Source organism: Streptomyces sp. RK9, from assembly GCF_045070545.1.
In the GTDB taxonomy this organism is placed as follows: Bacteria; Actinomycetota; Actinomycetes; order Streptomycetales; family Streptomycetaceae; genus Streptomyces; species Streptomyces alboflavus.
On the sequence record NZ_CP173703.1, the window covers coordinates 3786290 to 3803877 of the forward strand.

The following is a 17588-nucleotide window of genomic DNA, read 5'->3' on the forward strand; positions in this document are numbered from 1 at the left end:
CTCACGCGACTCTCTCCCGTATCCGGCGAAAGGTCTGCTGCTCGTGTCTGCACAGCCACCGCACCTCACCTATCCGGTCCAGCGGACGACGGTCACCGATCCGCCCGAGGAGTACAAGCGGCTCCAGCAGGAGGCGCCGGTCTGTCCCATCACTCTGGCCACGGGGTTCCCCGCGCTGTTCGTCAGCGCGTACGAGGACGTCAGGACCGTGCTCTCCGATCCCCGCTTCAGCCGCGACGCGCTGTTCGAGCCCGGCGCGCCGCGCTCCCAGCTCGCCGAGCCCGACCAGGACAGCATCATCAGCATCGACCCGCCGCGCCACACCCGGCTGCGGGGGCTCATCAACCGGGAGTTCAGCCGGCGCCGCGTCGAGTCCATGCGCCCGAAGATCGAGAAGCACGTGGCCGAGCTGCTCGACGCGATGGAGGCCGCGACACCGCCCGGTGACCTCAACGAACTCCTGGGACGGCCGCTCGCGTTGCAGGTCATCTGCGATCTGATGGGAGTGCCCTACGCCGACCACATGAGGTTCGGCCGGTGGTGCGACCACTTCATGTCGTACGCGAAGTATCCGCTGGAGGAGGTCGGCCGGGCCAACGCCGAGATGCGGGCCTATCTGGCCGAGCTGATCGAGACCAAGCGGCGGGACCCCGGCGAGGATCTGCTCAGCGCCCTCGTGCACGCCCGGGACACCGACGGGAAGCTGACGGAGAACGAGCTCGTGAGCCTGGGCGTGATCCTGCTCCTCGCGGGCCACGACACCACGGTGACCTCGCTCGGCGGCGGCGTCATCACCCTGCTGCGCAACCCGGACGTCCTCGCGGAGCTGCGCGCGGACCCGACGCTGGTCCCGAAGGCGATCGACGAGCTGGTGCGGCTCAACGAACCCGGAGACGGCTCGTTCCTGCGCATCGCGACCGAGGACGTCGAGCTGGGCGGCGGCCGGGTGACCGCGGGGACCGCCGTCGTCGCGTCGATCAGTACGGCCAACCGGGACCCCTCGGTCTTCCCGGACCCGGAGCGGCTCGACATCCACCGCGAGAGCAACCCGCACATCGCCTTCGGCTTCGGCACGCACTTCTGCGTCGGGTCCTCGCTGGCCCGCGTCGAACTGGAGAGCGCGCTGAGCGCCCTCCTGCCGCGCTTCCCCGGCCTGCGGCTCGCGGTGCCCTTCGAGGATCTGCGCTGGCGCTCCTACGCCCATCTCGGCGGCATCGAGGAGCTGCCGGTCAGCTGGTAGAGCGCCCTGTGCCCGTGCACCGGGCCTTCGCGGCCCCTTCGGTTTCCTCCCGCCCCTACAGCGAGGTCAGATGTTTCTGGATTGGCAGCCCGATCAGGCCAAGGAGTACGACGACATGCTCTCGGCGGTCCGAGAGCGCTTCAGCGGCGGGCCCACCGCCGACGGCGGGTTCCGGGAGCTGTGGAAGCACTGCGGCGAGCTGGGGCTGCTGGGGCTCTGCGTGGCGGCCGAGCACGGCGGAGGCGGCCGGTCCGCGCTGGACACCGCGCATCTGACCGAGGCCTTCGGCCGGGGCTGCGCCGACACGGGACTCGTCTTCGCCGCGAGCGCCCACCAGTTCGCCTGCGCCGTCCCGATCTCCGTCTTCGCCTCCGAGGAGCTCAAGGCCCGGCTGCTGCCCGCGATGTGCTCCGGCACCTCGGTCGCCGCCAACGCCATGACGGAGCCCGGGGCCGGTTCGGACGTCTCCGCGATGACCGCGCGTGCGGTCCGCGACGGCGACGCGTACGTGCTGGACGGGGTGAAGTCCTGGGCCAGCAACGCTCCGGAGGCGGATGTCTTCGTCACCTACGCGGTGACCGATCCGACGGCGGGCTTCCTCGGCGTCTCCGCCTTCGTCGTCGAGCGGGACACCGCCGGACTCGTCGTCGAGGGGCCCTTCGACAAGATGGGGCTCGACACCTGCGCGGCCGGAGCGGTCCGGTTCGACGGATGCCGGGTTCCGGCGGACCACCTCCTGGGCTTCGAGGGGCAGGGCGGCGCCGTCTTCCAGCACTCGATGGCGTGGGAGCGGGCCTGCCTGTTCGCCGGGTACATCGGGCTCATGGACCGGCTGCTCGAACAGTGCGTGGCCCATGCCCGCGAGCGGCGCCAGTTCGGTCACCGCATCGCCGACTTCCAGGCGGTGTCCCATCGCATCGCCGACATGAAACTCCGGCTCGAAGCCGGGCGGTTGCTGCTCTACCGGGCCTGCTTCCGCCTGGACCGGAACGAGGCCGAGCCCATGGACAGCGCGCTCTCCAAGCTCGCGATATCGGAGGCGGCCGTCCAGGCGGCGATCGACGCGATACAGATCTTCGGCTCGCGCGGCTACCTCGTGGGCGAGGGGCTCGAAGGCGTCCTGCGGGACGTGATCCCGGCCAAGCTCTTCTCCGGGACCTCCGAGATCCAGCACGAACTCATCGCGAAGGGGCTCGGCCTGTGAACCTCGCCGCACTGGTCAGCGACAGCGCGCGCCGGGCCGGCGGGAACCTCGCCGTGGCGGGCGCGGAAGGCCGTGTCACCTACCGCGAACTCGACCGGGCCGCCCACATCCTGGCCCGGCAGCTCCACGAGAGGGGGGTGCGCGGAAGCGGGCGCGTGGTGATCTGGCTGGACAAGTCGATCGCGGCGGTCGCCGCCATGCAGGCGGTGCTCCGGCTCGCCGCGGTCTACGTGCCGGTGGACGGTTCGGTGCCGCCGCGGCGGGCCGAGGTGATCGCGCGCGGCTGCTCCGCGACGGTGATCGTCACGGATTCCCGGCGCGCGGCCCTGTTGCGGGAGTCCGACGACGGCCTGCCCCCGCTCCTCGTCCTGGACGGCCTTCCCGACGACGACGGGCGTGAGCTGTTGCCCGCCGTGCCCGCCGCGCCCGTGGATCCCGATGATCTCGCCTACATCCTCTACACGTCGGGCTCGACCGGTGAGCCCAAAGGGGTGTGCGTCAGCCACCGCAACGCCCTGGCGTTCGTCGACTGGGCGGCCGCCGAAGTGGCCGCGACGGACGAGGACCGTTTCGCCAACCACGCCCCGTTCGGCTTCGACCTGTCGGTGCTCGATCTGTACGTGGCCTTCCGGGCCGGTGCCTCCGTCCATCTGATCCCCTCGGCGATGGCCTACGCGCCGCAGCAGCTGCGCGAGTTCCTGCACGCCGAGCGGATCACGGTCTGGTACTCGGTGCCGTCGGTCCTCATCCTGATGATCCGCGACGGCAGCCTGTGCGAGGGACCGCCGCCCCCGGCGCTGCGGGCGCTGCTCTTCGCCGGTGAACCCTTCGCCGTCGACTATCTGTCCGTCCTGTACCGGCACTTGGCGGGCGTCCGCTTCCTCAACCTGTACGGCCCGACCGAGACGAACGTGTGCACCTTCCACGAGGTGACCGCGGCGGACATCGCCTCCGGCGAGGCCGTGCCGATCGGCCGGGCCTGCTCGGGCGACGAGGTGTGGGCGGCCCTGCCCGACGGGCGGCGCGCGGGCCCCGGAGAGGAGGGGGAGCTGGTCGTCGACGGGCCCACCGTCATGGCGGGCTACTGGGGCCATGGCGCGCACAAGGGCCCGTACTGGACCGGCGACATCGTGCGCTTACGGCCGGACGGCGGCTTCGAGTACCGCGGCCGCCTCGACCAGATGGTCAAGGTGCGCGGCCACCGGGTGGAGCTCGGCGAGATCGAGGCGTGCCTGGCCCGGCACCCCGCCGTCGGCGAGGCGACCGTGCTCGTGGACGGCGTCGGCACCGCGGCGCGGATCGTCGCCGCGGTGGTCCCCGACGGCACCCCGCCAGGACTCCTTGCCCTGAAGCGGCACTGCGCCGAGCGGCTGCCGCGCTACATGATCCCGGACGCGGTCCTGACCGTCGCCGAACTCCCGCGCACCCGGAACGGAAAGACCGACCGGCAGGCGCTGCGCGCCGCCCTGCTCCCCTCCACCGACTCCACCGACTCCACCGACTCCACCGACTCCACGAAGTCCGCCGGATCTCCCGGCTCCCCCGCATCCCCCGACGCCTGAACCCGGCCTCCCACGACCCCCTCCCACGACCCCCTCCCACGACCCATGGAAAGGCGGCACCGCCGCATGGAACCCACCTCGGTGATGAACGACATCGACGCCTACATCCGCAAGGAGTTCCTGGACGGGGATTCCTCGGTCGACCTGACCTTCGCCTCCCCGCTCCTCGAGTGGGGGATCCTCAACTCGATGAACACGACGCGGCTCGCCACCTTCGTGAGCGAGCGGTACGAGGTGACCGTGTCGCCCCGCGACATGAGCCCGGACAACTTCCGGACCATCGAGAACGTGGCCCTGATGGTGCTCGACAAACGGCGGGCCCGGCCGACGGTCTGACCGCACGGCCCGGGATTCATTCCACTGAGGGAGTTGGCACCTGTGCGCTGGAACGACATCTACATCGCCGGTCTGGGAACCCGCCTGCCGTCGCCGGAGCCCGCTGAAACGGCGGTGTCCGAAGGCAGATACTCCACACAGGAGTGCAAGGACAACGAACTGATATCGGCCCTCGTCAGCGAGAGCGAGCCGGCCGTCGACATGGCGGCGGCCGCGGGACGCCAGGCGATGGCCCGCAGCGGCCTCGACGCCGAGGCCGTCACGTTGCTGCTGCACGCCCACACCTACCACCAGGGCGAGGACCTGTGGACGCCCGCGACCTATGTGCAGCAGCACACCATCGGCGGCAGCGCGCCCTCGATCCAGCTGAACCACGGCTGTGACGGCGGCATGGTCGCCCTGCACCTGGCCATCCCCACGCTGCTGGCGGGCCCCGAGGGAGCGGCGGCCCTGCTGACCACCGGTGACCGCTTCGCACCGCCCGGGTTCAACCGCTGGAGCAGCGACATCGGCCTGGCCTTCGGGGACGGCGGAACGGCCATGGTGGCCGCCCGCGGTGGCGGGGTCGCCCGGGTGCTCGCCACCCACTCCTCGTCGGAGCCGTTCTTCGAGGGGCTCTACCGCGACACCGACCGGGGCTTCACCGACGCTCCCCACCTCGCGGGGACCCCGCTGGACCTGCGGGGCCGCAAGAAGCGCTTCGCGGAGCGCGAGGGCCTCGACACCGTGATGGGCCGGCTCTCGGCGGCGCTCGTCGAGAACGTGGAGCAGACCCTGGCCGAGGCCGGCACCGACCTGGACCAGATGGTCAAGATCGTGCTCCCGAACCTCGGAAAGCCGCTGCTGAGCTGGCAGTTGCTGGCTCCCCTGAAGATCGACCTGGACCGGACCCTGTGGGAGTGGGGACGGCGGACCGCGCACATCGGCGCGGGTGACCAGTTCGCGGGGCTCACCTACCTCCTGGAGTCGGGTCAGCTGCGGGCCGGCGACCTCGTGGTGCTGGTCGGCGTCGGCATCGGTTACTGCTGGACGACCGCCGTGGTGCAGATCGAGGACGTCCCCGACTGGTCGGGGCCGGACGCCGAGACCCTGCGGGTGGCGGGGTGAAGGCACGCGTGCGCGGCGGTGTGACCGTCGCGGCCCCGGCGGAGCTCGACGATCCGTGCTGCCTGCCCGAGGACGAGGCGCAGCGGCTGGTGGCGGGCTCCCCGTGGCATCGCCTCGTGGTGATCGGCGACGGAGCGGCCGAGGGGGTGGGCGAGCCGGTGGAGGGGTTCCGGCGCAGGTCGTGGGCGGACCGTGTCGCGAACACGCTGCGGGCCGTCCATCCCGAACTGGCCTACATCAATCTCGGTAAGCGGGATCTGCTCGCCGCCGACGTACGGGCCCGTCAGCTCGCCAGGGCGCTGACCCTCAAGCCCACCCTCGCGGTGATCGCCTGCGGGGGAACCGACGTCCTGGGCGACTCCTTCGACGCCCACGCGGTGGAGATCGAGCTGAGCCGGATGATCGGCCCGCTGCGCGACACCGGCTGCGCGGTGCTCACGATGGGCGTGCCCGATCTGTCCTGCCCCCAGCTGGTGCTGGAACAGTGCCGGGTCGAGACGCGGTACCGCGCCCGGCTCCTGGCCGAGCGCACCGAGGCCATCTCGCTGCGGCACGGGGCGCTCTACGTGGACCTCGCGCGGCGGCCCGTGACACCGGGGCCGAGCCCGTGGAGCTCGACCGCTCCCTATCTGAACGGCCGTGGCCACGCCATCGCGGCGGGGGCCGTCATCCAGGGCCTCGGGATGCTCCTGTCGAGCCGTATCTGAGTGACGAAGCGCCGTCGTGCGGGGCCGGGCGAACTCCGGTCCCGCACGACGGCGCTTCAGGCGGGGGTGCCGGCGGTCTGCGACGCGGCGGGCCGGTGCCGTGCCATCGCCAGGGCGGACGCGGCGCGCAGCAGCCCGGTCAACTCGTCGGCCTCGCCCGCGCTCAGCGTCTCGTAGGCGGGGGCCGCCATCCGGTCGGTCAGCTCCTCGGCCGCCGCACGGCGGGAGCGGGTCTCGCCGTCGATACGGGGGTAGGGGCCTTCCCAGCCCAGGAACTCCGCCCGTCGCAGGCCGTTGTCCCGGGTGAGGGTGGCCTCCAGCGGGCTGATCCCCGTGGCGAGCACGGCCGAGAGGTGCAGGCCGCCCCGGTGCTCCCGCAGGACATGGGCCAGTTGGCCCACGCGCGCGGGCGCGTCGTCGGGGCGCGGGACGTCCCGCCAGCCGGCGAACAGCGGGATGCCGGGCACCTCCACGCGGTCGACGACGGCCTCCAGGAGCTCGGCCAGCCGGTCGGCGGACGAGAAGCCGGCCAGGCAGCGGCGCCCCCAGGCACGGCACGAATCCGCGTAGCTGGCCGCGATCCGCGGCAGCGGCGGGGTGTCCGGTGGCGCCGCGCAGTGCGTGCGCACGAACTCCGGCGGGAAGAACCCGAAGACGGCGGCGGTGACCTCCGCGCTCACCGGGCCCAGGACACCGCCACGGCCGCGGAAGTAGTAGCCGAAGCGGGACATGCCGAGGTCCGCGGCGGCTTGCCGGGCCTCCGGGCTCTTCATGAAGGAGCCGCCGAGGCGGCGCACGTCGTCCTTGGTCGTGGCCACGCACGCCCGCGCACCGGACATCACAGATTCTCCCCTGGACAGATGTGGTCGGCGGCGCCCGCGACGCAGGCTCCGGTCAGCGGCCCTGCAGGTGCTTCCCCAGGCTTCGTACGATCTCGGTGCACAAGATCGCCTGGCCGCGGGCATTGAGGTGCAGGCCGTCGGTGCTGAAGATCTCCTGGTCGCCGGCGGGGTGCCGGGGCAGGTCCAGGTGGACCGCGCCGAGCCGCTCGGCCACCTGCTTGGTCCGCTCCGACCAGGCGGCGATGCGCTCGCTCATCGGCTTGCGGTAGCGCTCGTCGACGTACGGGGAGACCGTGATGTCGAAGAGGCCCGAGGTGACGACCGTGGCCCCCGCCTCGCGCAACGGCGTGATGATGAGGGCCAGTTCGGCCTCGACCGCGTCGACGTCGAAGTGCCGCTGCAACATGTCGTTGCCCCCGCAGAACACGACGGCCAGGTCCGGCCGGAACTCCAGCGCCGGTGCCAGCTGCGTCTCGCGCACCTGCGCGGCGAAGAGGTTGCGCAGCCCCAGCTTGAGGGTCTCCAGGCCCGGCTGCACGGCCCGGAGCTCCGGGACGAAGCGCTCCACCCAGGGCAGGTGCCGATAGCCCTCGTACGCCTCGGTGACTCCTTCCGCGCCGCTGTCGCCCAGCACGGCGAGCCGCTTCCACGGGGCGTCGGCCAGCAGACGGGCGCCCTCGCCCGGGGACAGCAAGTACGGGTCGGCGGCTTCGGCTGCGTACTCCGTCGTGTCGGTCATGTCTGGACTCCTCTGAACGCTTCGCGGGGAGGGAGATCAACGATGCCAGCCGGGGGGTGGGCGGGCTGGCGAGAATCCGGCGCCATCCTCCGGCGCCGTCGTGGCGTCGAGGCAGCCGGTCCGGCCCGGCAGCCGCCGCCAGCCACGGGCCGTCGCGTACCGGACCAGGACGGGATCGTCGCCCACCACGACCGGGTGCCCGACGGTCAGGAGCATGGGCAGGTCGGAGGAGTGATCGCCGTAGGCGGCGCACTCGGCGGGGTCCATGCCGTGGGCGTCCATGACGGCCTGGGCCGCGGCCGCCTTGTCCTCGCCCAGCATGGGCGTGACGAGGCGGCCGGTGTGGACGCCTTCGACGGTTTCGAGGCGCGCGCCCACGACCTGCGCGGCGCCGAGGAAGTCGGCCAGCGGATCGAGGCACGGGGCGAAGGAGCCGGACACCAGCACGGTGAGGTCTCCCCGGCGCAGATGCTCCTGGAAGGCCTCCACGCAGGCGGGCAGGAACAGCTCCCCGGCACTTTGCTCCCGCCGGAACCACGCACGCCCCTGTGCGGACAGGTCCGCGGCGCGCTGTCCCGCGTACACGCGGTAGTAGGCGCGCATGACCTCGGCCCTGCCGGCTCCCTCGGCGGCGAGCGCGCGCAGCTCGGCGATCAGCTCGTCGTAGGCGGACGGAGGTCTGCCGATCGCCGCGAAGTGGTGCGCGAGAAACCGGAACATGCTCTTCACCGAGATCAGGGTCTCGTCGACGTCGAAGAAGGCCGCCCGGGAGCGGGTGCCGACACGGGTGCGATCCGTCATGCGCCGAGCACCTCCCGGACCGTCGCGTCGAGTTCGGCCGCCCCGAGCGAGGAGGTGTGCTCCAGCGCATCGACGGCGTCCGGTGGCACACCGGTGGCGGCCAGCTTGGCGCGCGCGATCGCCCGGTGGTCGCGGCGGGTCCGGGCCCCGGCCGAGCCCACGGCGTGCGTGCGCTCCGCCCGCAGTGCGCGGCCACCGCGCAGCGTGACCTCGATCCGGGAGCCGATGGCCTTCGTGGCGTGCTCGAAGGTCACACTCGGCTCGCCCCCGGGGAAGACGCCGGGCGCGGCCCTCCCACCGGAGAACGCGGCGAACCACTCCTGCGCCCGCCCCTCGGCCTGCCGCAGCGCCTCCCCCAGGGGTGCCGTGGCGGCCAGCAGCCGACGGCTCAGCCCGGGGTCGTAGGTGAGGCGGACCTTGGCTGCCAGCGCCCAGCGCACGGGGTCGGCGGTGGCGGGCTCGGCGAGATCGTCGGCCGTCACGGAGCCGGTGAGCAGCGCGGTCGCCACGTTGTAGGCCACGGAGAGGTTGAGCGCGAGGATCGCGGAGCGCTCGCGGTCGAGATACGGCCGTGCCTCGCCGTCCATCACCATGGTCAGGCGCGCGGCCCGCACCACGATCTCGTCGATGTCGTCGATCTCCGTGGGCGTGAGCAGGCCGTGCAGCTCGGCGGCACAGTCGATGGCCGCGTCGACGTAGGCACCGGCGGGATGGACCTTGAAGGACAAGGTCTCCGTGTGCCAGCGGGTACCGAACCCCGCCGTGACCACCTCGGGCGAGGCCACGTCGGAGACCTTGGCGAGCAGCCCTCCGGGGTGTTCCAGGATGTCCTCGGCTCCCGTGAGCCCCGCCTCCGCCGCCCGGCACGCGTCCAGGCCGATGCGTACGGGCACGGCGGCGGAGAGCACCTTGGCGTCACTTCCGAGGAAGGCGCGGCGCAGGGACCACGGCGGGGCGGCCAGAGCTATGCCCCAGGCGTCGGTCCATCGGCGCACGGGCGCGCCCGCCCCGTGCGACACCGCCGCGACGGCACCGACCAGTTGGGCGTGCGCGGCGGTCTGGCCGCGGAAGGGTCCCAGCGTGCTCGCCGCGGTGACCCGGGCCGCGCACTCGTTGGCGGCGACCATCGCTGTGAGCAACTGCGCCCCGGTGAGCCCTTGTTCGTTGCGGAAGGCCAAGGGCACGCCGACCGATGAGTGCGAGACGTGGCCCACGTACATGCTGTCCTCGTAGTACAGACACGCGGAGAGCGCCGCCAGGACGTACGCCGCCTGATCGGGGCAGTCGTCGGTCGGCGACCCGAACGCCTTCACGAGCCGCTGCCCCAGCGGGTGCGCCATGCCGGCCCGGACCACGGCGAGGTGCGAGATGAGCTGGCTGGTCGCATAGGCGTCGATCCGGTCGGGCAGGTCCGCGTGGCGCAGACCGGACGCCCACTCTGCGAGCCGCACCGTCAACGACCCGTCGGCTTGCGGTGTTCGTGGCACCTCACACCCCTGCCTGTCGTCGTGGGCCCGGGGTCAGGCCCGAGTGAGTACGAGCACGGCGTTCTGTCCGCCGAATCCGAAGGAATTGCTGACGGCCACCTCGGGGCGGCTGTCCCGGCCGGTCTTGGAGACGACGTCGATCTCGATCCGGGGGTCCTGGCTCTCCAGGTTGGCGGTCGGTGGAATGAACCCGTGCTCCAGGGTCATCGCCGTGACCGCGGCCTCGATCGCCCCGGCGGCGCCGAGCGCGTGCCCGAGCACGCCCTTGACCGAGGACACCGCAGGACGCGCGCCGAGCGCGCGGCCGATGAGCCTTGCCTCGGCGACATCGTTCAACGGAGTGGACGTCCCGTGTGCGTTCACGTGGTCGACGTCACCGGGGCCGACGCCGGCGTCGGCCAGGGCGGCCCGCAGCGCCAGTTCCGCGCCCACGCCCTCGGGGTCGGGGGCGGTGGCGTTGTAGGCGTCCGCGGACGCGCCGTATCCACTGACGAGGGCGTGGACCCGGGCTCGACGGGCCCGCGCGTCCTCGGCCCGTTCGAGGACCAGGACGGCGGCGCCCTCCGCCGGCACGAATCCGTCCCGGTCGACGTCGAAGGGGCGGGAGGCGGTACGGAGATCCCCGCGCCGTGCGGACAGCGCTCCCATCTGACTGAACCCGGAGATGATGGAGGGGACCAGGCATGCCTCCGTGCCGCCCGTGATCACGACGTCGCAGGCCCCCGACCGCAGCAGGTCACGGGCGACGCCCACGGCTGTGGCGCCCGACGCGCACGCCGTCGCCGTGACGAGGTTGGGGCCCCGCGCGCCGCACTCCATGGCCACGTAGCCCGCAGGCATGTTGACCGCCAGCATCGGGATGAGCAGCGAGGAGACCCGTTCGGGTCCGTCCCGAAGGAGCGCCTGGTGCTGCTTCTCCCAGGTGGCCGCGCCGCCGATGCCGCTGCCGAGCACCACGGCGACGCGGGCTCCGTCCCAGGTGGCGGGGTCGAGGCCGGAGTCCGCCAGCGCTTCGCCCGCCGCGGCGACGGCGAACTGACTGCTGCGGTCGAGCCGCCACGCCTTGCGCCGCTCGATGGGGCCCGACCGGCCGAAGTCCCGGACCGCGCAGCCGAAGTCGGCGGGCGTGCCCGCCAGCGCGGGGACGGGCGCCGCGGCCGTCGCCTCGCCCGCGCGGATGGTGCGCCACGCGGTGTCCGCGCCGATGCCCGCGGCGGTCACCAGGCCGATGCCGGTCACCGCCGCGTGCGACGGCCTGCGGGCGGACGTCATGCGAGGCTCGCCACCTTGGTCTCGATGACCTTGGCGGCCTGGCTGATGGTGTCGCCCGACTGGATGTCCTCGTCCGCGAGCGCGACGCCGAACTCCTGCTGGGCGGTCAGGCCGAGCTCGACCAGCGCGAGGGAGTCCATCTCCAGCTCGCTGAACGTCTGCTCCGGGTCGACCTCGCCGGTCTCCAGGCCGAAGCCCTCCACCAGCAGGGCCACAAGACGGTCGTAGATGTCGTTGCTGTCGCTCATCGGGGTCTCCTTGAGATGTCGGGTGTCGCTGTGGGACGGGACTGACTGTTTCCTTCGGGCCCCTCGGGGGCCTTCGGGAGCGCGCCGTTCTCAGCCGGGCACCAGGTCGGGCCATCGCAGGGCGCACGAGCCCCAGGTCAGTCCGCCGCCGAAGGCGGTCAGGACCACTTGGTGGCCGGGCAGGAGCGTGCCGTCCTCCACCGCGTCGACGAGCGCGAGCGGGATGGACGCCGCCGCGGTGTTGCCGACCCGGTCGACGTTGACCGCGCAGCGCTCCCTGGGCAGCCTCATCTGATCGGCGACGGCGTGCATGATGCGCAGGTTCGCCTGGTGCGCCACCAGCAGGTCGATGCCGGCCACGCTCCAGCCCCTGTCCTTCGCGACCCGCAGGGAGGAAGCGGCCATCCGCTCCACCGCGTTACGGAACACGGCCTTGCCCTCCATGCGGAAGTACGGGTCGGCCCGCCCCACCGAGGCGGCCCGGATCGGGTCGCGGGAGCCGCCCGACGGCACCGTGATCAGCCCGCTGCCCGTGCCGTCGCTCGCCAGGTCGAAGTGGCCCAGGGCACCCGGCTCCCCGGCGTCGCCCGCGCTCAGCACGACCCCGCCCGCCCCGTCCCCGAAGACGGCCCGGGTCGAGCGGTCCCGGGGGTCGAGGATGCTGGAGAAGGTGTCCGCGCCCAGCACGAGGACGCTTCGGGCCGTACCCGCGGTGACGAGTCCGGCCCCGGCGGCCAGCGCGTAGAGGAAGCCGGTGCACACCGCGCCCACGTCGAACGCGGCGGCCGTGCCGAGGCCGAGCCGGGAGGCCACCAGGGGCGCGGTGGCCGGGCAGATTCGGTCCGGCGTGGTGGTGGCCACGATGACGCAGTCCGCCGCGTCCACCGAAGCGGACTTCAGCGCTCTGCCGCCGGCCTCGACCGCCAGGTCCGAGGTGGCCGTCCCCGGGTCGGCGATGTGCCGCCGGGCGATGCCGGTCCTGCTGCGGATCCACTCGTCCGAGGTGTCCAGCTCCGCGGCCAGCTCCTCGTTGGTGACGACCCGGGGCGGAACCCAGGCGCCGATGCCCCGGACCACTGCCGCCGGGCTCACCGCCGGGCCTGCGCGAGGACGGCGTCCCGCTGTTCCAGGTCCCGTACCTCCTGGCTGACCTCGCCCAGGTAGTCCGCGACTTCCAGATAGGACCTCACCACGCGCACCTCGACGTACGGGAGCCCGTGGCTCACGAGGTAGTCCTTGATCAGAGGCTGGGCCCGATGCAGGTTGCGGCGGGGCATGGACGGGAACAGGTGGTGCTCGATCTGGTAGTTGAGCCCGCCGTAGAAGAACTGGGTGATGCGGCTGGGGAGCAGGTTGCGCGACGTGACCACCTGGCGGGTGATCCAGTCGAGCTCTTCCTTCTCGCCGTCCCGCACGGGCAGACCCTTGTGGTTCGGCGCGAACAGCAGGCCCATGTAGAAGCCGAACAGCGCCTGATGGACCACGATGAACGCGACGGCCTTGCCCGGTGGCAGCACGTAGAACACGGCGGCGAGATAGGCCACCAGATGGAAGCTGAGCATGCTCAGGTCGGCGGCCTTGTGCCGCTTGAGCGCGCCCTTGCGGGCCGCCACATAACCGGACAGGTGCAGCCGCAGCCCTTCCATCATGATCAGTACGTAGAACATCCAGGCCTGGTGGCGCACGATGAACCGCCCGGCGGTGCTGGTGCGCTTGCTGCGGTCCTTGCCGGCGAAGATCACCTGTCGGCGCGTGATGTCAGGGTCGAGAGAGAGGTGGTTGGGGAAGTTGTGGTGCTTCGTGTGGTGCCCCACCCACCAGCCGAAGCTGACGCCGGTCAGCAGGTTGCCGTGGATGTACCCGATGACGTCACTCGCCTTGCGGGTGCGGAAGATCTGCCGGTGGCCCGCGTCGTGTCCCAGCAGATCCGTCTGGGCGAAGCAGAAGGCGAGCAGCACCGCGGTCGCCAGCTGCCACCAGCTGTCGCCGAGCCCCGCGAAGAGGACCCAGGCCCCGGACAGCAGCAGCAGATTGAACACGATCTTGTAGACGTAGTAGGCGGGCTGCTGGTCCATCAGCCCGGCGGACCTCACCAGGCGGGTGACCTCCTCCAGGTCGGCAGGACCGGTCCGAACGGCGCCCACCGCACCGGCCGCCGGTGTGCCGGGCCCCTTGTCCAGGCGAGTCACAACGCCTCCTCGAGGCCCATGGAGGCGAGGCGGGAGTGCTGCATGCGCCGCGCCCACTCCTGGCCGGTGGCCATGCGCTCCTCGATCGTGGTGTCGACGAGCCGGCGTCCGGGCCACACCTCGTAGTCGCCGAGCAGCTCGCCGTGCTGTTCGATGCCCTGCTGGAAGAGCTTCTCCCGGTTGAGCACCACGTCCTCGACCGGCAGCCGCCCCCACAGCTCGTAGCCCTCCGCCATGAGTTCCAGCAGACGCGGCTTGTCCTCGGGGCGGTTGAGCAGGTGATCGCGGAGGATCGAACTGCCGACCGCCAGATGCCGTATCTCGTCGATGCCCGCGCCGCGCTCGATGTCGGCGGCGGCCGGATCGAAGACGCGCCACTTGCGCTCGCTCAGCTCGGCGGCCGGCGCCAGGACACCCTCGACCAGGACCGTCAGGACCAGCACACCGCCGATGAAGTCACCCCGGTCGCGCAGGGAGCGCAGCCCGAACTCCTCCAGCGGGACCAGGACCGCGTCCCGGTCGGCCCCCGCGAGACGCTCGACGGTCGTCCACAGCTCGTCCTGTCCGATGCCCAGTTGCAGCAGATGGTTCCGGAACACCATGGCGTGCCGTGCCTCGTCGAGCAGCTGGGTGGAGTAGAACTCCAGGCTGTCGTTGTCGGGGGCCAGCGCCACCATGTGGGCGATGGCGCGCGTGGCCTTCTCCTCCGCGATGGAGCGGAACGCCAGCTCCTGCGTGAGCGCGCTGTTCAACGGGCCCGGCCGGGTCATCACGGGATGGGGGCGTACGTCGTCGGCGTGCCCCAGCACGTGGCCCCGCAGGGTGCCCTGCGGCACGGCGCCCAGCCAATACCGCAAGTCGCAGGAGCGTGCGGTCAGTTCGAGCTCGATGGCCCCGTCCACCAGCGACGGGGCTTGCGTCCAGTCGGCCTCTGCCGGGATGTTCGCGAGAGCCATGGTCAGTCCCTTTCCGAAGTCGTGGTGGCAGGCAGCCGGTGTATCCGGCCGGCGAAGTTGAGCAGCGGCGCGCCGCCGCCGCACACGGACCGGTCGACCCTGGCGAGCAGCAGTTCGTGATCGCCCACCGGAACGGTGCGCTGCACGCTGCACAGCAGCCAGCCGAAGGCGTCGCGCAGCACGGGCACACCGTCCTGCGTGCGGCCGGCCCAGGTGTCGGGATCCAGCTGATCGATGCCCGTCGGCCGGCGTCTGTGGGCGAAGTGCCTGGCCAGCCCTTCCTGCCGTGATCCCAGGACGTTGACGACGAAGGTGGAGGTGCCCAGCAGCACCCTCAGGCCCCGGCTGCCGCGCCGTAACGCGACGGAGACGATGGGCGGCTCGACCGACGCCAGGGCCAGCGTGCTGACGGTGACTCCCTGGACGTCCGCTTCGCCGCCGCAGGTCAGCACCACGACACCGGTGGCCAGTTGGGCCGCGGGGCCGCCCGCCGACACCGCCGCCGACACCGCCGCCGACGGCGCCGCTCCCGGTGGCCAGGCCGTGAGCGTCTGCTCGGCGGTCGCGCCGCTCACAGCGAGCCCGTCCCGACCGGCCGCGGCACGCGGACGGCGTCACCCACGGCCGCGACCTCGCCGAAATCGCTCCTGAAGCGCCGGTACGCGGGGTGCGTCTCCGGCTCGAAGGTCAGCGCGAAGGGCTTGAGGAAGTTCCCGAACAGCGCCCGGTCGCCGAAGAGATGGATGGGCAGGGCCAGCAGGGCCCACTCGAAGCCCCACACCGCTATCCAGACCAGCGCGACGAGGCCCTGGGTCACGAGGCTGTGCATGACGTTGTAGAGGATGAAGTAGATCTTCGGGATCTCCGTGCCGCCGGTCCGCCCCGCGGCCTTGTCCCTGGCGTGGGCGCGGTGATAGCGGTAGGCGCCGGGCAGATAGCCGATCAGGTCGATGTAGACGAAGAGCACGACGGCCGGGATCCAGCGCACGTCGCCGATGTGTACGAAGAAGAGCACCACGGAGACGACCAGGCCGAGCCCGTACTCCGCACGGATCAGCCACGCGGTGGTGCCGGTCATGAAGAGGTTCTTGGCGTCCATCAGCTCGACCCCGCAAGTGCCTCTGCGACCGCCTCGTCGTCCAGCACGGCGGCGCCGGCGAAGAGGGCGCTGACGATGCGGGCGATGGTCTCCTTGAAGACCCGCACGGCGACCGGATCCAGGATCCCGGCCAGGCTCGGAATGCCGAAGTCGAACTCGGCGTCGAAGTCCACACGGCACCCCGTGTCCGCCCGGGACACCCGCCAGGATCCGGTGAACGACTCGAAGTCGCCGTCGAGTTGGGAGAAGTCGATCGTCAGCCGTGCCCGGTCCAGACGGTCCTCCTCCGTCCAGCTCAGGATGCCGTTGCGGAAGTACACCTCCCAGTCGCTGGTCTCCTCCGCGGCGCTGACCTCGTGCACGGCCACGGACCGGACCACGGGAGCGAGCTCGGGATAGGCGGCGAAGTTCCGCACCCGGTCGAAGACCGCGCCGGGGTCGGTGTCCGGCAGGGCGAGAGCCACGTGAACGCTACGCATGATCAGGGCCACCTTTGGAAGTCGGCACGTAACGGGACGCCTGCGCCCGGCAGGCGCCGTCGAACGCCTCGTACAGGAAGGCCACGTCCGACCTGTCGAGGATCGCGGGCGGCGTCAGCCGCAGCGTCAGATGGGAGTTGAGCGAGTGATTGGCGATGACGCCCCGCGCGACCAGCTCGATCAGCAGGTCCCCGGCGATACCGGGCTCGGCGAACTCGAAGCCGAGCAGTAGGCCGCGACCGCGCACCTCGCGGACCGCTTCGCCGAAGTGTTCCCTGGCCGTGTCGCCCAGGGTGGTGAGCAGTTCGGCGCCCAGTTCACGGGAGCGTTCGACGAGCCCTTCGTCCTTGATGGCCGTGATCGCGCCGCGGGCCGCCGCCATGGCGAGAGGCACGCCGGAGAACGTGGACGTGTGCAGATAGGGGTCGCGGTCGAAGACGGAGAACGCGCTCGGCGTGGCCACCACCGCCGACACGGGGACCACACCGCCGCTGAGCCCCTTGCCCACGAGCAGCGCGTCGGGTGTGACGCCCTCCCGGTCCGCCCCGAACCAGGTGCCCAGGCGGCCGAGTCCGGTCTGCACCTCGTCAAGGACGAAGAACGCGCCGTGCCGGCGGCACGCCTCGGCCACGGCCCTCAGATAGCCGTCGGGCGGGAGAATGACACCTGCCTCCCCCTGGACGGGCTCGACGACGACGCAGCCCCGCCCCGCAAGGGTGGCGAGCAACCGGTCCAGTGCCCCGGCATCGCCGAACGGCACATGGCGGACGTCGGGCAGCAACGGCCGGAAGGGCGCCTGGAACACCTCCTTGTCGGTGAGGCTGAGCGCCCCCATGCTCTTGCCGTGGTAGCCGGCGTGCATCGCCACCAGCTGGTCCTTGCCCTTGGTCCGCGCCATCTTGATGACGGTCTCGACGGCCTCGGCCCCCGAGCTCGCGAAGTGGACGCGTTCGAGGCCGGGCGGGACCACCTCCACCAAGGCGTCCGCCGCCAGGGCCGCCTGCGGTTCCAGGAGCACTCGGGTGGCGACCGGGTTCCGGTGCAGCTGCTCCTCGACCAGTCGTACGACGGTGGGGTGCCGGGCACCGAGCAGCAGTACGCCGTACCCACCGCAGTTGAGGACGCGCTTGCCCTCGGTGGTGGTCACCCAGGCGCCCTTCGACTCCCACTCGACGTGGCCGCCGAACATCTCGCCGAGGACGGCCCGGCCCTTGCTGAGCCGGGTCCGGTAGAGCTTCCCCAGCGTCCCTCGCTCGTACGCCGGTCCGGGGCCGCCGGCCGGCGGCGCGGACGGTGCTGATGTCACGCTCATCGATGTCC

19 protein-coding genes are annotated in these 17588 nt (G+C 71.9%); 6 read left to right on the forward strand and 13 right to left on the reverse strand.

Features of this window, described 5'->3' with window-relative positions:
• The first annotated feature begins 43 nt into the window (after nt 1-43).
• The 6 genes from AB6L24_RS15620 (at nt 44) to AB6L24_RS15645 (ending at nt 6156) form a co-directional block, all read left to right on the forward strand.
• Nucleotides 44-1240 (forward strand): cytochrome P450, encoded by a 1197-nt coding sequence (locus tag AB6L24_RS15620; RefSeq protein ID WP_405655829.1) that lies wholly within the window; start codon nt 44-46, stop codon nt 1238-1240.
• Nucleotides 1241-1310: 70 nt separating this feature from the next.
• Complete coding sequence (locus AB6L24_RS15625) at nt 1311-2444, forward strand: acyl-CoA dehydrogenase family protein (RefSeq protein ID WP_405655830.1); 1134 nt, start codon at nt 1311-1313, stop codon at nt 2442-2444.
• A complete protein-coding gene (locus tag AB6L24_RS15630; protein ID WP_405655831.1) occupies nt 2441-4006 on the forward strand; it encodes an amino acid adenylation domain-containing protein in 1566 nt (521 codons plus the stop codon). Before AB6L24_RS15625 ends, AB6L24_RS15630 begins: the two co-directional genes overlap by 4 nt.
• Nucleotides 4007-4072: 66 nt before the next feature.
• A complete protein-coding gene (locus AB6L24_RS15635; protein ID WP_405655832.1) occupies nt 4073-4342 on the forward strand; it encodes an acyl carrier protein in 270 nt (89 codons plus the stop codon).
• A gap of 42 nt (nt 4343-4384) precedes the next feature.
• Nucleotides 4385-5449: a ketoacyl-ACP synthase III family protein gene (locus AB6L24_RS15640; RefSeq protein WP_405655834.1), complete on the forward strand. Its 1065-nt coding sequence runs from the start codon at nt 4385-4387 to the stop codon at nt 5447-5449.
• Nucleotides 5446-6156 (forward strand): SGNH/GDSL hydrolase family protein, encoded by a 711-nt coding sequence (locus AB6L24_RS15645; RefSeq protein ID WP_405655836.1) that lies wholly within the window; start codon nt 5446-5448, stop codon nt 6154-6156. The genes AB6L24_RS15640 and AB6L24_RS15645 overlap by 4 nt, the downstream gene beginning before the upstream one ends.
• Before the next feature lie 56 nt (nt 6157-6212).
• Here AB6L24_RS15645 and AB6L24_RS15650 read toward each other — a convergent pair whose 3' ends face one another.
• The 13 genes from AB6L24_RS15650 to AB6L24_RS15710 form a co-directional block, all read right to left on the reverse strand.
• Nucleotides 6213-6995 (reverse strand): SCO6745 family protein, encoded by a 783-nt coding sequence (locus AB6L24_RS15650; RefSeq protein ID WP_405655837.1) that lies wholly within the window; start codon nt 6993-6995, stop codon nt 6213-6215.
• Between the two features lie 55 nt (nt 6996-7050).
• Nucleotides 7051-7737: an SGNH/GDSL hydrolase family protein gene (locus AB6L24_RS15655; RefSeq protein ID WP_405655838.1), complete on the reverse strand. Its 687-nt coding sequence runs from the start codon at nt 7735-7737 to the stop codon at nt 7051-7053.
• 36 nt (nt 7738-7773) lie between these two features.
• Nucleotides 7774-8538, reverse strand: a complete 765-nt coding sequence (locus tag AB6L24_RS15660) for an HAD family hydrolase (RefSeq protein WP_405655839.1) — start codon at nt 8536-8538, stop codon at nt 7774-7776.
• Nucleotides 8535-10025, reverse strand: coding sequence for an MmgE/PrpD family protein (locus AB6L24_RS15665; RefSeq protein ID WP_405655840.1), 1491 nt, complete (start codon nt 10023-10025; stop codon nt 8535-8537). Before AB6L24_RS15665 ends, AB6L24_RS15660 begins: the two co-directional genes overlap by 4 nt.
• A 33-nt stretch (nt 10026-10058) precedes the next feature.
• The gene (locus AB6L24_RS15670) at nt 10059-11297 is read right to left on the reverse strand and encodes a beta-ketoacyl-[acyl-carrier-protein] synthase family protein (RefSeq protein WP_405655841.1); all 1239 of its coding nucleotides are present in this window, start codon (nt 11295-11297) and stop codon (nt 10059-10061) included.
• On the reverse strand, nt 11294-11545 hold the full coding sequence (locus tag AB6L24_RS15675; protein WP_405655842.1) for an acyl carrier protein: 252 nt from the start codon (nt 11543-11545) through the stop codon (nt 11294-11296). The genes AB6L24_RS15670 and AB6L24_RS15675 overlap by 4 nt, the downstream gene beginning before the upstream one ends.
• A 90-nt stretch (nt 11546-11635) precedes the next feature.
• Nucleotides 11636-12637, reverse strand: coding sequence for a beta-ketoacyl-ACP synthase III (locus tag AB6L24_RS15680; RefSeq protein ID WP_405655843.1), 1002 nt, complete (start codon nt 12635-12637; stop codon nt 11636-11638).
• Nucleotides 12634-13734: a fatty acid desaturase family protein gene (locus tag AB6L24_RS15685; protein ID WP_405655844.1), complete on the reverse strand. Its 1101-nt coding sequence runs from the start codon at nt 13732-13734 to the stop codon at nt 12634-12636. The genes AB6L24_RS15680 and AB6L24_RS15685 overlap by 4 nt, the downstream gene beginning before the upstream one ends.
• On the reverse strand, nt 13731-14690 hold the full coding sequence (locus AB6L24_RS15690) for a VlmB-like protein (RefSeq protein WP_405655845.1): 960 nt from the start codon (nt 14688-14690) through the stop codon (nt 13731-13733). The genes AB6L24_RS15685 and AB6L24_RS15690 overlap by 4 nt, the downstream gene beginning before the upstream one ends.
• Before the next feature lie 2 nt (nt 14691-14692).
• Nucleotides 14693-15265 (reverse strand): flavin reductase family protein, encoded by a 573-nt coding sequence (locus AB6L24_RS15695; RefSeq protein ID WP_405655846.1) that lies wholly within the window; start codon nt 15263-15265, stop codon nt 14693-14695.
• Nucleotides 15262-15789: a hypothetical protein gene (locus tag AB6L24_RS15700; RefSeq protein ID WP_405655847.1), complete on the reverse strand. Its 528-nt coding sequence runs from the start codon at nt 15787-15789 to the stop codon at nt 15262-15264. The genes AB6L24_RS15695 and AB6L24_RS15700 overlap by 4 nt, the downstream gene beginning before the upstream one ends.
• Nucleotides 15789-16268 (reverse strand): type II toxin-antitoxin system RatA family toxin, encoded by a 480-nt coding sequence (locus tag AB6L24_RS15705; RefSeq protein ID WP_405655849.1) that lies wholly within the window; start codon nt 16266-16268, stop codon nt 15789-15791. Before AB6L24_RS15705 ends, AB6L24_RS15700 begins: the two co-directional genes overlap by 1 nt.
• Entirely contained in the window at nt 16261-17580 is a 1320-nt protein-coding gene (locus tag AB6L24_RS15710) for an aspartate aminotransferase family protein (protein WP_405655850.1), read from the reverse strand. The genes AB6L24_RS15705 and AB6L24_RS15710 overlap by 8 nt, the downstream gene beginning before the upstream one ends.
• Nucleotides 17581-17588 lie beyond the last annotated feature (8 nt).

What these genes read in the sequence shown, in the direction of transcription:
- AB6L24_RS15700 (WP_405655847.1), bottom strand. Translation starts at nt 15,789, where the DNA reads ATGGACGCCAAGAACCTCTTCATGACCGGCACCACCGCGTGGCTGATC.
- AB6L24_RS15655 (WP_405655838.1), bottom strand. Translation starts at nt 7,737, where the DNA reads ATGACCGACACGACGGAGTACGCAGCCGAAGCCGCCGACCCGTACTTG.
- AB6L24_RS15705 (WP_405655849.1), bottom strand. Translation starts at nt 16,268, where the DNA reads ATGCGTAGCGTTCACGTGGCTCTCGCCCTGCCGGACACCGACCCCGGC.
- AB6L24_RS15660 (WP_405655839.1), bottom strand. Translation starts at nt 8,538, where the DNA reads ATGACGGATCGCACCCGTGTCGGCACCCGCTCCCGGGCGGCCTTCTTC.
- AB6L24_RS15710 (WP_405655850.1), bottom strand. Translation starts at nt 17,580, where the DNA reads ATGAGCGTGACATCAGCACCGTCCGCGCCGCCGGCCGGCGGCCCCGGA.
- AB6L24_RS15650 (WP_405655837.1), bottom strand. Translation starts at nt 6,995, where the DNA reads ATGTCCGGTGCGCGGGCGTGCGTGGCCACGACCAAGGACGACGTGCGC.
- AB6L24_RS15690 (WP_405655845.1), bottom strand. Translation starts at nt 14,690, where the DNA reads ATGGCTCTCGCGAACATCCCGGCAGAGGCCGACTGGACGCAAGCCCCG.
- AB6L24_RS15635 (WP_405655832.1), top strand. Translation starts at nt 4,073, where the DNA reads ATGGAACCCACCTCGGTGATGAACGACATCGACGCCTACATCCGCAAG.
- AB6L24_RS15675 (WP_405655842.1), bottom strand. Translation starts at nt 11,545, where the DNA reads ATGAGCGACAGCAACGACATCTACGACCGTCTTGTGGCCCTGCTGGTG.
- AB6L24_RS15670 (WP_405655841.1), bottom strand. Translation starts at nt 11,297, where the DNA reads ATGACGTCCGCCCGCAGGCCGTCGCACGCGGCGGTGACCGGCATCGGC.
- AB6L24_RS15625 (WP_405655830.1), top strand. Translation starts at nt 1,311, where the DNA reads ATGTTTCTGGATTGGCAGCCCGATCAGGCCAAGGAGTACGACGACATG.